A 12,337-nucleotide genomic window follows, 5' to 3' on the forward strand; every position below is an offset into this window, starting at 1 on the left:
CTACTTCTGCAGCTCGACGATGGTCTTGCCGAGACGGACCGCAATGCCGATGCCGATCGGAATGGGTGATGTGATGCGCTGGCTCCCCAGGTAGGTCCCGTTGGTCGAGCCGAGGTCCTCGACGAACCATTGCTCACCATTGGTCGCGAATCGTGCGTGGCGGGTCGACACGTAGTCGTCGTCGAGGCGGATCGCGGCGTCCGTGCCGCGGCCCAGCAGGATCGGCGTGTCGCCGAGCGGAACGCTCTGGCCCGAGTTGGGCCCCGACACGACCTGCAGCTTGGTGGGTACGCCTCGGGGTGGCTTGCGGTTCTTGGTCTTCGCCGGCGCCTTCTGCTTGCTCTTGGCCGGTCGAGGCGCGGCGGGGGCCTTGGTGCCGAAGATGTCCGAGCGGATGACCGAGACGGCGGACAGCACGAACAGCCACAGCACGGCGAGGAAGCCGAGCTTGATCAGCGTGAGAGTGAGCTCTGACATCTACTGATCGACCTCGGTCATCCGGATCACGATCACGGTATTGCCGAGTCGGATCTCCGAGCCGTCGCTGACGACGCCCGTCGTGACCTTGTGACCGTTGAGCACGACCCCGTTGGTCGATTCCAGGTCGATGACTGTCACGGTCGTCTCGCTCCCGCTCTGGTGGATCTTGATCTGTGCGTGGCGCCGCGAGATGCCCGGATCGTCGATCTTGAGGTCGGCCTCGTTGCCGCGGCCGATGACGACGCCGGGAGGGCTCAGCGGATGCTTCATCCCGTTGACCTCGAGCAGCACGTTGGACCCACGGATCGCGGTGTCGGTCATGCGCTGGCCGGCCACCGGACGGACGGCGGCATTGGTCTTGCTGCGTACGCGAAAGCGTCCTGTGCTGAGATCGCCGCTCTGCACGAACGAGATCTCCAGCGGGCCGGTCATGGTGTAGCGCTGCTCGGCCGCGTGCTCCTTGATGAGCGTCGCGAGCTCGTCGGCCAGCGTGCTGCTGAACGGGTTGAGCCGCTCGAAGTCCGATGGCGACAGCTCGACCGTGAAGACATTGGGGACCAACATCCGTTCGCGCGACAAGATGTGGGCCGAGTTGTCGATCTCACGCTGCAGAGCGGCGGCGATCTCGACAGGCTGTACGGCGCTGCGGAACGCCCGGGCGAACGCGCCGGTGACCGCTCCCTCGAGCCGTTGTTCGAATCGCTGCAACACCCCCGCCATCAGCTTCCGCCTTCCTGTTTCCTCGGTTGTCCCCTGCGATCGTATCGGGAGGGGTCACCGGCGTTGCGCCTCCATGGGGGTAGGCGCGAGGATTCGCCCCTGTTTCGGCCTGTTAGACTCGATAACCGGTCCCTGAGCATTGCCGCGGGGATCACGCGCGGGTGGCGGAATGGTAGACGCGCTGGCTTCAGGTGCCAGTGTCCGCAAGGGCGTGGGGGTTCAAATCCCCCCTCGCGCACAGAGGGGCGTTTGTGAATTTGAGTGATCAGGTTTGCGAAACCTCATGAGAACAGAAAGCCGGGCATCCATCGACTGGATGCCCGGCCTTGTTCGTGTCTGAGGCGGCTCTGGACTAGCGGATGTCGCGTGTAGCCGGAGGCATGTGGGTTTCGCGGGGTGTTCTCTGGCTGATCTGGGCAGGCTGCCGCCGATGCGGGGTTGGTGCTGGGGCGTTCATGCGGCGGTTGTTCCGGGGATGACTCGCGGTGGTGCGTTCGGGTCTGGTCGGTAGTCGCGTAGGGATGGGCCGCGCCGCCTTCGATTGACGCGTACGCGGGTTGGTCGTGCGGGGCGGTTCTCTCGGATCACGAAGGATTTGATCTTGCGGACGTTGCTGGCGGCGATCATTGCCGTGGTGAGGATGAACTGGATCGTGTAGCCGCGCATGCGTCGGCGGGCGGCCTGTTCGAGGTCTTCGTCGGTGGGTGACTTCACATACCCGTTGAAGCCCTCGATGGTGTTGCGGAGCGTTGAGTAGAGCGCGTGCCATTCGGGGGTCGCGTACTGAAGTTCTTGCCGGTACTTGGCTCCGGCTTCGGCAGGGAAGGTTACGGAGTTCTGGTTGGTGCAGCACGTTGCGGGGTGTGCTGGGGGCGTCAGGATTCGAGTGCGCGCGGTGGGTATCCCGAGGTTGACGGGTCCGGGTCCGGGTCCTGCGAGTGGGCATGAAGCGGTTGCTCCGGGGCCTCTGGCGGGGCAGAACATGACGTTGGCGCCGTTGTCGGAGGGTGCCTGCTTGTTGCGGAAGAGGTACTGGGTGCGTTGGCTGATGCGTTGGCGGTAGGTGGTTTCGTCGATCTGTTTGGCCCGGAACTGGCGGGTGGCTTCGATGAGGGGTTCGGGCATGGATGGTGAGTACCAGTTGCCTTCGACGAGGTTGGCGCCGTTGTGGCTGCCTTGGAGTCCGAGTTGGTCGTCTCGGTAGTCGCCGCACAACTGGTATCCGAGCGCCCGCGCAGGTAGTTGCAGTTTGGACGGGATGGAGTTGAACAAGTAGGCGCGGTCGGCGACGAAGAATCCGGCTGGGTGTCCTCGTTCGATGATGGAGCCGATGGTGGTCATGGCGTTCTCGGCGACTCGTCCTGCGGGTTTGTCGAAGGAGATTCCGAGGACGAGGAGGGGGTAGTTGGGGGTGTCGGCGGGGTCGTTGGCTGTCATGACGGCGAGGTGCGCTTCGTTGCCCCATGCCTTTTTGGGCTGACTGCGACCGGGCCTGTGTGGGGGCTCGCGGTGGTCGGCGTCGCGGTAGTACCAACCGGCGTCGATGTCCGGGCTCATGAGGTCTTGGCTGATGTCGCGGTTGTCGTTGTCGGCCTTGGGTGAACCGTTTTTACCCCAGGCTCGAATGAGGGTTGCGTCGACACAGAGGTTCCCTTGCCACCGTTCGCGCGTTTCTGCGGGGAGCATCTGGAACGTGGCTTCCAGGAGCGTGTTCGACAACCAGATCAACCTGGCTTGCTTCTTGGCGCACTCGTCGGGGTTCCGGTTGGCTTTGATCGCGTCGACCTCTGCGCGGGTGAGTCGTTTGCCGGTGGTGCCGGGTGCCGAGTCAACGACGGCGATGAATCTGCGCAGCGCGCGGTAGAGACGGTGATAGACGGCTGTATCGGTCCCGTCCTGAAGTCGCGGAAGGCGCAGGAGGTCACGGGAGCGGGTGTCGAGGCGGCTGGTGAGGACCTCAGCCATCCTCGTCACTAGGGGCGCCTCGCCGGAGAACAGGAGCGACATGAGCAGGATCAGCACGAGGCGGTCAGCGAATAGAGACGGCCGCCCACCACGAAGGGCGCGGTCTGGGTCGTCCTCGTCGCGCCACTCCTGGATTTTCTCGACAATGCCTGAACTGTCGATGTACCGGGCAGCGCCTTTGACGACGCTGGGTTGAAGAGTGCCTCGGTTGGATCGTCGGGGTTGACCCTCGACGGGGAGGCAGAGGATGTCGGCGAGGATCGAGTCGTCCGGGACGTGGGGGCTAGGCATGGTCTACGGCCACAGGTCGGGTCAGGGCGCGGCGGGCGGCGGCGGGGTCTTGATTCGGCACGAACTGGATGTAGCGGGTGAACGCCTCGAAGGAGTCGACCCCCGCCGCGATCATGAGTGTCTTCATGGGGGTGTTGGCGGTCAGATGGGTGGTGATCCAGGTGGCGCGCAGCCGCTGCGGTGACGGCCTCACCTGTGGTGGACGGGCGCGGTCGATCAGGTTAGAAATGATGTTCTTGTTTTTTGCGACCCGGTTCGGGCAGAACAGCCACATGGAGCCGCGCATCGCTGCCTGGCTGACTTCAGCGATCGGACCTTCCCATGGCTGGAGGACTGGGACGACCCTGGCTCGTGTGCCGGTGACGGTGATGAGTATTCCGTCGGCGTCGACGGTGATGTCTTGGCAGCGAACGTCGAGTATTTCGGTGTTGGAGAGTCCCGCGCCCAAGGAGAGCGAGAGGAGGAGGTTGCAGTTGATCCGCCGGTGGAGGGTGTTCTGTCCGTTCGCCCACGACCGGAGCAGGGCCACCTCTGTTCGCGTGAAGGGTGTCGTCGGGGTGGACGAGGCGAGGGTCGTGAGCCGTTCGGGTCGCAGGTGAGGCGAGACGACCTGTTCGGAGACCCGCAGGAGCATGGACCTCCGGTTGGTCCGGTAGGCGTCGGTGGCATCAGCAAACCCGCGATCGGTGTATTCGGCGATGACATCGCGGCGGAAGATTACGTCTCGTTCGAGCGGAAGTCCGGCGGTCTGCCAGCACCACAGCACGTGATAGGTGGTGGCGACGATGAGGGTGTGGGCGGCGTACACGGTCTTGTTCTCACAGTCGCTCACTACGTCGCGGACGAACTGGCCAATGACAGCCCAGTGCTCCGGGGCGATGGTAGGCGTGTACGTGTCGATGCAGTGCCTCACTTGCTCAGCGACCGAGTGCTCATGGTGGCGGTAACTACCAACAATAGGGGTATAGTGACCGTCAAGCAACTCGCCTGTGGTCGGCGCCGCTACACCACGCTCTTCGTCCGGCCATACGCTGTCGTCATGGCCCGACCGTCCAGACTCAAGCCCTCCGAGGTTGCTGCCGACTGGCCCACCATCCCCAGTGATGACTACCCCACTGAGGTCGCCCGCCAACTGGCCCTCAACCTCGATGCCGCCCTCAAGGGGATCAGCCTTAGAGCAGCCAAGGGCAAGACCGGTGTCGACCACACCACCATCGCCGACATCATCAACGGCAACGTCTGGCCCGACCTCCATACCATCGCCCGGCTCGAAGACGGGCTCGACGTTGGTCTCTGGCCGCACAAGGCGTAACCCACCCTGACCGGACAGGTGCGCAGTTCTCTTTGACATGGACGGTTTCTGACGACCGTCGGCTCTATACGTGTCCTAAATACGATCTGTGCTACCGGAAGTAGCACCGCGTGCAACTTCCGGTAGCACGCGGTGCTACTTCGGTGCCTTCCACGCTCAGTAGAGCGCGTGTCAACACCATCTGGACGGAACCGTCCACCAACCTTGCTCATGTGCCACGCACCAGCGGCCCACGTACCTGGGCCACGTCCCCGTTCATGTTCGGCAAGCGCCGAGACATCGAGTGGAAACCGGTTGTCCACGAAGGGCAGCAGGCCGACCTGCGGGCTGCCGTCCTTCAACACCAGGTCGTCATGCAAATTAGGCACGTCATGCACGAACGCGGGATGACCAACGACGCCGATCTCGCGGCACCCACAGGTCTGTCTGTCTCACAGATAGGTCGTGTCCTACGAGGCCAATCAGCGATGACGTTCAACACGCTCACAGCGATCGAAGTCGCACTACGGACGAGCCTCGTCCGGCCTGCCGGAGCAGGCGGAAGCGACTCCACCGACAAGTGAGCGCGCGACGGATGCCGAGTCGGGGCGACGGGTTGTTGCTTCAGGCTCCGTTCGGGTGCGCGGCGCAGAAGGCCTCATATTCTCTGGCGGCCTTGGCGTCGAGTTTGGTGGTTTCACCGATCGGTGCGACGCCTTCTGCCGCCCAAGCCTTCTTCAGGGCGCCTAGGTCCTTCTTGACGTATTTGGCTGCCCGGAGTGGCCGAAGGACGCTCTCCTTCAGCGCGCAACCGTCATTACCGAACGGCTCGGTAAACGTTGAGAGCACAGGCCACCATGCTGGGCCCCCGTTAGGTCGGAAACCTCTGAGTGCGACCGCCCGGCGCACCACGATGTTGCGCGGATGGGCCTTGGGTCCGAACGTATGAACTACGAACACCTGGAGGGTCAGTTTCAGTACGGGTGCGGGGGTCCCATCGTCAAGTTCGGCGATCAATCGTGTCGCATCCCAGTCGACTCGGACGATTTTCGCTGGCTCAACTCTGGCTCCGTCGAAGAGTGACGCGAGGAACCACTGCCAAGCATTCTCACCCTCCAGAACGCCCGCCGCTTCCCTGACGTATGTGTCCTTTGTTGTCGTCAGCAGGTCATCCGTCACGTAGTCCACGGCGTCGCCGGGTCCCATGGACGCAACCTTCGTCGAAATAGACTTCTCGATGAGGCCGACCTCAAGTTTGGCGAACGTGTCCATTTCCGCCTCGGTGAACCCCTTCGGCGGAGAAGGGCGGTCACGCCAGTTGAGTTTCACCGCAGGCCGGTCGGCGATCTCGGCGTACTGCTTCCACTGAGCCTGCGCCGGTGGTTCCTTCGCACCTGTGTTCGTTTCGGTGGTCTTCGCGTTGCATGCTGACCCGACCAGACTGGCAAGTATGACGAAAAGACAGCCTTGGAGCAGGCGCGAGCGACGTGAAGTGATCCTCATGAGGGGTGAGCCTTTCGATGCCGCGTGTAGGGAGCGGCGGAACCGGAGAATAGCAGTACGTAGACATCTCAGGTCAATACGTCTCAAACGAATACTCTCTGGATGTAAGCCGTTGAGACGAGTGGAGTTGTGGCATGCCCACCTCTGCGCCGAAGCCACCCCTGTCTGAAGCCACCGGCGAGTTCGGCAATCGGGTCAGAGAACGACGGCACCACCTAGGCCTCAGCCAAGAAGCCCTCGCTGAAGGCACGGCACTCCACTGGTCGTACATCGGGCAGGTCGAGCGCGGCCAAACCAACCTCACGCTTCACAACATCCTGAAGATCGCTGTGGTGCTCGGGGTGGACCCCGGTGAACTCGTCACAGGGCTCAAATATCCCTGATACTGCCAGGCATGTCTGTCGTGGTTTGGGTCGCAGAGGCCTGCAATTCGTTGGCCCATTCCCACGCGGCGCTCGGGTTGCGGAGCAGGAACTTTCGCCTGCTGTCACCGCGAGGAAGTTCGGTCAGAAGACCTGTGTCGATCATGCTCCGTAGTGCCGACTGGACGTTGCTGGGCGTGAGTGACAGTTCCTGCGCGAGGTCACTCAGGCAGACGATTCCGTCCTCGGACGCTGCCACGGCGAGCATAATTTCGAGGCGATATTGCTGCCCGAACGCGTCCCGCGACAGGCGTCGTAGTTCGGGCTTGCTGTCGTCCATGAGTGCTACGTTACGGGATATACGTTACGAAGATGACGTAACAAGGATTCCGTAGGAGGGTTCCATGCGCAGGAAGTCCGGGATCGAGTGGACTGAAATCACCTGGAACCCCACCACGGGTTGTGACCGCATCAGCGAGGGATGCGACAACTGTTACGCCCTCGCCATGGCGAAACGGCTCAAGGCCATGGGCTCGGAGCGCTACCAACAGGACGGCGACCCGCGAACATCCGGGCCTGGATTCGCGTTGTCGATCCACCCGGATGCGCTCGACCAGCCATTGCGATGGACTGGCAGACGGCTGGTTTTCGTCAACTCTATGAGTGACTTGTTCCACGCAAAGGTGCCGCTCGACTTCGTACGTCAGGTCTTCGAAGTCATGGAGAAGACACCGCAACACACTTACCAGGTCCTGACGAAGCGTTCAGCCCGCCTACCGAAGATTGCTGACCAACTCCGCTGGCCGGACAACCTCTGGCTCGGTGTCAGTGTCGAGAACGAAGACCACATGTACCGGGTTGATCACCTACGTGAGGTCCCCGCCGCCGTCAGGTTCCTGTCCTGCGAACCTCTCATCGGGCCACTGCCTGGACTCAACCTTGACGGCATCGGCTGGGTTATCACCGGCGGCGAGTCCGGCCCGAAAGCACGACCACTGGACCCTGAATGGGTCCGGGAGATCAGGGACACCTGCCTAGAAGTTGAGGTCCCGTTCTTCCACAAGCAGTGGGGCGGTCGGACACCCAAAGAAGGCGGCCGGTTGTTGGACGGTCTGTTGTGGAGCGAGATGCCACGGTCGGTCACCGCTTCCTGATCTGCGCCTTCCACAAGGACTGCTCAGACTTGTCACGGGCATCGACGAGCCCTTCCTTCGCGAGAAGGTCCCACGCCTTGCGGATCGTCGGCTCTCCGGCCAATGAGAGTGTCGAACCAAGGATCAACTTGATGTCCGCTCCGAGATTCAGCGCGCTTCTCGTCACGAGCGCTGAACGGATGTTGGCCGCGACAAGTTCAACGAACCACTCGGCGAGTTCCTTCTCCTGCTCGTCGGCGGACCTCGCAGCATCAACCTTTGTCATCTCCTCAACATCGAACAGCGCATCCTGGTGGCGACGTTCGTGAGCCGATCCTCCAACTCGACCTGTCGGTATACGTCACGCCATTTCCGGGTCGCTCGGGCGGCCGCATCAGCGAACTTGTAGCCAGCGGCCGGGGACGTGAAGAACAACGTCAGCAGGAATAGGACAGGGTTGTTCGGTCGACGAACGACAGGGATAGAGATCGACTTGAAGCCCGTCTCTTCCTCGATGCGTGCGCAGTAGGCGCGCACCACGGACTCCGCGGCCTCTGCGGCGTTGCCATTGGCGCGTGCGTGGAAGAACTCGGTACGCCACTCCTCACCACCCAGGAACCTGTCGACTCGTTCGACCCCAGCAGCGGAATGGATGTCCGACTTGGGGCAGACCACACCGTCAACGGATTCGAGCCACCCGCCAAGGCGGCTCACTGCCTCCACGTTGATGTTGAGGAGCACCTCCGAAGGCTCGGGTCGCTTCTGCTCAAGGAGATTGTCGGTCATGATCGACCGGTCCATCCCGACACCGAACGGGTCCAGGAACGTCAAAACCGGCCCTCCGTCGATGAGAGACCACGCATTGGCGAACTTGTCTTGGACTTGCCCCTGAAGCACCTCAGCGGTCAAACCCTCCTCGACGAACGGCCTCACGTTGGCTTCGAGACTGAGCGCATGCTTCGGGCTCTTCTCGATGAAGACGCACCGCAGGTCCCGCTTGTGGCCCCATTTCTGCGCTACTTCCAAAGCGACGACCGGCGAACCGGGCATCGGATCATCGCCTGCTTCGGCTTCGTAGTAGCCCGGCCCGGCGTAACCGTCCAACAGCCACACGGGACCATTCGCGGTTGACCCCACCATCGCGGTGAACACGGTCAAATACTCCCGCAACACGGCGTGCTTCAGCACGGCCGCAGGTTTCGGCCTCTGAAAGAACTGATCGTTAGCAACCATGCTGTCCCTGCATCGTCAGGAATAGCAGGCTAGGCGTCCAGCAGGACCAGCCCATCTACGACACGCCGTTCCTGTGCCGCTCAGAGGGCAGCGGTTAGCGGCCGACGGAGCGGCGGCTGATGGTCCGCGACTCTGAGCGGACTTCGCGTGATGCTTCACGCCACACACGCTCTTGGACCTTCTTGGATGAGAAATCTCGGAAGGACGAGTTCTGAGGGCTCACAGTTCGTTCACGCCTAGCCATGGTGTGCCTCCTCGATCGTTCCTATGCCCCAAAGTGTGACACGACGATGTGACAGAACCGTGTCAAGCATCGTTCGCCACGGCGAACGCGATCGCCAGCAGGTCGGCCATGAACATGACGATCTGGGCGTCAGTGTCGACAAGATCGCCCGCACTCGGCGCATCCACGGTGACCATCCCGTACGAGTGCCGCTGGGTGGAGATGGCCACGGAGATGAACGTCTTGTAGTCCGCGCCGCTGCCCTGATACGCGGGACCGAGTTCATCGGTGTCGAGGTTGCTGGCGAATATTTGCCCGCCTTCATCTACCATCTTGAGGGCCTTGTCGCCGCGCTCGCTTCCCATCTTGAACATCTTCGGGTGGGTTCCGCGCCCTTGGTACGCGAGACACTCCAAACCTTTATCAGTGATCTCGTAGACAACAGCACGCAGGCGGTTCACGTCCTTCAGCAGCAGACACAGCGAACCGACAGCCTGTTGAGCGATCTGTTGCTTGTGTGCCATGCGTTCCGGCTGAGGAAGTTCCGTCATCGCAGCGGTCAGTTCTGCCACCGGCTGAAGTGCGTCCTTCATTGCGACCCGCAAGCGAACCGCTTCGGTGCCACCGGACTTCTCGTTTCGGCGCTGAAGGGTCTCGCGCAAAGCCTGGATCGCCACTGCCGCGAAGAGCAGCCCGATGCCACCCCAGAACTGCCAGTAGTCCAAGTCGTTCTTGAAGTTCTGGCCCAGGGTGATCAGCGCCGTAGCGCCAACCGGGAGGGCGAGCATCACGATCGACACCACCCATCGCGGTATTAACGAACTGAGGTCGTTCAAGGCGTCGAGCGGATGAACCTGATTGCTGTCTGGCACTGCTGGAGGCTATCGGGTACGAACCGTCCGCATCGGCGAGACACGGAATCTCAGAGTTCCTGCACACCGCCGGGTGTCGGTCTAAAACGATAGTTGCTCGCCGACGACACTGGATTCGTCGTTGCTGTAGCGGGGGTTGCGGTCTGCCGCTGTGCGCGGCCATCTGACCCCGTTGGCTTCCAACTCGGGCCGCTCAAGAACACGTCCCGTGACCACCCGTGTGAGGAGGTCTTCTTGTTCCGCCTCCGTGGACACAAGTCGGGTCAGGACAGCGAGGAGGTCGGTCAGGTCGGTGGTCCACTCGCTGGGCCATGACTGCGGGTGAATGTAGTCGAGCGGGCTGGACTTCCGTCCACCTGGCTCCTTCTTCCGGTACCCGAACCAGGACTTGAGGACGTTCTTCCCACCAACCGCGTATTCGACGACGCGAGGGTCTACAGGCGACCACACCCCGTCACCGATGTGCAGCGTGCGGCCTTCTTCGTCGTAGGACATCGTGGTGGGCATCTGGGTGACGCCCACGGTGCACAACGGCTGCTGGAGTTCCGATCCCGACTGGATTCGGACGTTATCCTTGGGGCGGCCGTCAGACGGCGCCGCGCATGCTGTGCCGTAGGTCTGGGCCCACACGATCTGCTTGCCCACGGCGACGGCTGTAACCCAGGTGTCGGCGTCGGCCGTGATCGGCACACGAATTCCTGGTGTGGTCAGTTCGTCAGCGAATGTGGCTGTGAAAGCCGGACTGGACACGATCGCCGTCATGTACGCCAGTACGTCTTCAGCGGTCACCGGAATGTCGAGGATGCTTGCCAGTGCTTCGGTCAGGCCGGGGGCGATGTTTGGGGCACCGTTGGGGTGAAGGAACGGGAGTGTACGACCGCCCTCGCTGCCCTTGAAGTGATCCATGTCCGGGATCAGACCACTCAGCACGATGCCGGGTCCCGAGGTGACGATCTTCGAGTGCTGTTCGACGACGTACACCTGCCCAGCATGGATCGCGGCCCACAGGGGTGGGCGTGGATGGTCAATCGCGCGAATGTCGGGGATCAACCACTGCCGGTCGAAACTACGGTATCCGACACGGACAGGGAGGGGCACAGGTCCGGGGTCGGTGGCTATGGAGTCACTTGGGCGGTCTCCATGCCCTGGAAGGGGTTGCTTGCCGCGATCCGGAGCGGAGTCGCGAGACGCCTTGAAGAGCCGCACCTGTTCACTCCGGTCGTCCTCCGAGGTGAGGAGGCGCCACCGCTCGACCAGTGTCTCCGCGAGCGGCGCGTACACCCAAGTGCGGTTTGCCTTCACGCCCGGCGCTGTCCATGGCATGAGGTCATTCAGCGCCGGGTAGTCGTCCCAGGAGGAGTCCGCTGCTGGGGTGAACGGGGCCTGCCACCCTGTGCGGGCCTTGCGCCATGACGGGGAGTCAAGGGTGAGCGCTTCGAGGGCACGGTACTTGTCTTCGCGGCGGCCTGAGAGCGCCACGTAGGAGATGTCGGCCGGGGTGTCTTCAGATACATCAACACCTCGGACGAAGATGCCAATGGAAAGGGTCTGCTGGACACCGGGGAACACTCGCGTAGGAACGTCAGGTTGGTGCCCTTCGGGGGAAACGTCGATGATCCACCCGGCGGTGCAGGTCCGGCGGAGGTATTCGCGCATCCCCCGGAATCCAGGGCCCCGCTGGTAGCCATTGGTGCTGATGAAGCACACGACACCTTCGCCGTCTTCTGGGGCGGCGTCGAACACCTTCCAGGTGGCCCACCGCCAGAAGTACACGTAGAGGTTCTTCAGGACGTACTCGAACCGGCCGTTCCCGTCGGCCTTGAAGTCATCAAGGATGGGGCGACTCCGGTCGCCGTACGCCGAGTCACCAGACTCAACCCACCCGCCTTCGCCTTCCGCCTGTGCGGCCCCCCGTATTTCGGTCCAGATCTTGTGAGAATTGTTCAACAAGTGAGAGGGCCGGTGTGAGTGATCGATGGCTGCCGCGAAGAGGTTGAGTGCGGAGCAGATCGTGGCGAGGTTGCGGGATGCGGAGAAGATGCAAGCCCACGGTGCGACGATCCCGCAGGTGTGTAAGAAGCTCGGGGTCAGTGAGCAGACGTTCTACCGGTGGCGCACCAAGTATGGGGCGTTGAAGGAGGACGAGGCGATCCGGTTGAAGACGCTGGAGCAGGAGAATTCCCGGCTGAAACGCATCGTGGCTGAGCAGGCGTTGGACATCTCGATGCTCAAGGACGTTGCGAAGGGAAACTTCTGAGCCCGGC

General features: G+C 62.5%; 15 protein-coding genes and 1 tRNA gene. 6 read left to right on the forward strand and 10 right to left on the reverse strand.

Going from position 1 to position 12,337, the window contains the following annotated elements; all coding sequences use genetic code 11:
- Together WKF39_RS07885 and WKF39_RS07890 are read right to left on the reverse strand one after the other, a co-directional pair.
- On the reverse strand, positions 1 to 477 hold the full coding sequence (locus WKF39_RS07885) for an FHA domain-containing protein (RefSeq protein WP_340387092.1): 477 nt from the start codon (positions 475 to 477) through the stop codon (positions 1 to 3).
- On the reverse strand, positions 478 to 1,200 hold the full coding sequence (locus WKF39_RS07890) for a DUF3662 and FHA domain-containing protein (protein WP_340387094.1): 723 nt from the start codon (positions 1,198 to 1,200) through the stop codon (positions 478 to 480).
- Positions 1,201 to 1,355: 155 nt separating this feature from the next.
- Here WKF39_RS07890 and WKF39_RS07895 point away from each other — a divergent pair.
- A tRNA-Leu gene (locus WKF39_RS07895) sits at positions 1,356 to 1,438 on the forward strand.
- A 215-nt stretch (positions 1,439 to 1,653) separates the two neighbouring features.
- Here WKF39_RS07895 and WKF39_RS07900 read toward each other — a convergent pair.
- Positions 1,654 to 3,456, reverse strand: a complete 1,803-nt coding sequence (locus WKF39_RS07900; protein ID WP_340387096.1) for a hypothetical protein — start codon at positions 3,454 to 3,456, stop codon at positions 1,654 to 1,656.
- Positions 3,449 to 4,264, reverse strand: a complete 816-nt coding sequence (locus WKF39_RS07905) for a hypothetical protein (protein ID WP_340387098.1) — start codon at positions 4,262 to 4,264, stop codon at positions 3,449 to 3,451. The genes WKF39_RS07900 and WKF39_RS07905 overlap by 8 nt, the downstream gene beginning before the upstream one ends.
- A gap of 231 nt (positions 4,265 to 4,495) precedes the next feature.
- On the opposite strand from WKF39_RS07905, the gene WKF39_RS07910 reads away from it, so the two are divergent.
- Complete coding sequence (locus WKF39_RS07910) at positions 4,496 to 4,768, forward strand: helix-turn-helix transcriptional regulator (protein ID WP_340387100.1); 273 nt, start codon at positions 4,496 to 4,498, stop codon at positions 4,766 to 4,768.
- A 212-nt stretch (positions 4,769 to 4,980) separates the two neighbouring features.
- Positions 4,981 to 5,331, forward strand: a complete 351-nt coding sequence (locus tag WKF39_RS07915) for a helix-turn-helix transcriptional regulator (protein WP_340387102.1) — start codon at positions 4,981 to 4,983, stop codon at positions 5,329 to 5,331.
- A 40-nt stretch (positions 5,332 to 5,371) separates the two neighbouring features.
- Here the strand turns inward: WKF39_RS07915 and WKF39_RS07920 are convergent, their stop codons facing one another.
- Positions 5,372 to 6,250 carry a hypothetical protein gene (locus WKF39_RS07920; RefSeq protein ID WP_340387104.1) on the reverse strand — a complete coding sequence of 293 codons (879 nt, stop codon included), beginning with the start codon at positions 6,248 to 6,250 and terminating at the stop codon, positions 5,372 to 5,374.
- 134 nt (positions 6,251 to 6,384) lie between these two features.
- Between WKF39_RS07920 and WKF39_RS07925 the strand changes: the two genes are divergently transcribed.
- Entirely contained in the window at positions 6,385 to 6,633 is a 249-nt protein-coding gene (locus tag WKF39_RS07925) for a helix-turn-helix transcriptional regulator (protein ID WP_340387105.1), read from the forward strand.
- On the opposite strand, the gene WKF39_RS07930 is transcribed toward WKF39_RS07925, so the two are convergent.
- Entirely contained in the window at positions 6,620 to 6,952 is a 333-nt protein-coding gene (locus WKF39_RS07930) for a MarR family transcriptional regulator (RefSeq protein WP_340387107.1), read from the reverse strand. The two genes, WKF39_RS07925 and WKF39_RS07930, sit on opposite strands and share 14 nt — an antisense overlap.
- Positions 6,953 to 7,016: 64 nt before the next feature.
- Here WKF39_RS07930 and WKF39_RS07935 point away from each other — a divergent pair, with 64 nt between their 5' ends.
- Positions 7,017 to 7,766, forward strand: coding sequence for a phage Gp37/Gp68 family protein (locus WKF39_RS07935; protein WP_340387109.1), 750 nt, complete (start codon positions 7,017 to 7,019; stop codon positions 7,764 to 7,766).
- Here WKF39_RS07935 and WKF39_RS07940 read toward each other — a convergent pair.
- From WKF39_RS07940 to WKF39_RS07955, 4 genes are all read right to left on the reverse strand, one after another.
- A complete protein-coding gene (locus WKF39_RS07940) occupies positions 7,753 to 8,031 on the reverse strand; it encodes a hypothetical protein (protein ID WP_340387111.1) in 279 nt (92 codons plus the stop codon). The genes WKF39_RS07935 and WKF39_RS07940 overlap by 14 nt on opposite strands.
- Entirely contained in the window at positions 8,028 to 8,978 is a 951-nt protein-coding gene (gene tcmP, locus WKF39_RS07945) for a three-Cys-motif partner protein TcmP (RefSeq protein WP_340387113.1), read from the reverse strand. The genes WKF39_RS07940 and tcmP overlap by 4 nt, the downstream gene beginning before the upstream one ends.
- A gap of 306 nt (positions 8,979 to 9,284) precedes the next feature.
- Complete coding sequence (locus WKF39_RS07950; protein WP_340387115.1) at positions 9,285 to 10,073, reverse strand: hypothetical protein; 789 nt, start codon at positions 10,071 to 10,073, stop codon at positions 9,285 to 9,287.
- A gap of 81 nt (positions 10,074 to 10,154) precedes the next feature.
- Entirely contained in the window at positions 10,155 to 12,020 is a 1,866-nt protein-coding gene (locus WKF39_RS07955; protein ID WP_340387119.1) for a type ISP restriction/modification enzyme, read from the reverse strand.
- Between the two features lie 28 nt (positions 12,021 to 12,048).
- Between WKF39_RS07955 and WKF39_RS07960 the strand changes: the two genes are divergently transcribed.
- The gene (locus tag WKF39_RS07960; RefSeq protein WP_340387121.1) at positions 12,049 to 12,330 is read left to right on the forward strand and encodes a transposase; all 282 of its coding nucleotides are present in this window, start codon (positions 12,049 to 12,051) and stop codon (positions 12,328 to 12,330) included.
- The last annotated feature ends 7 nt before the right edge of the window (positions 12,331 to 12,337 follow it).

Source organism: Aeromicrobium sp., from assembly GCF_037719875.1.
Classification (GTDB): Bacteria; Actinomycetota; Actinomycetes; order Propionibacteriales; family Nocardioidaceae; genus Aeromicrobium.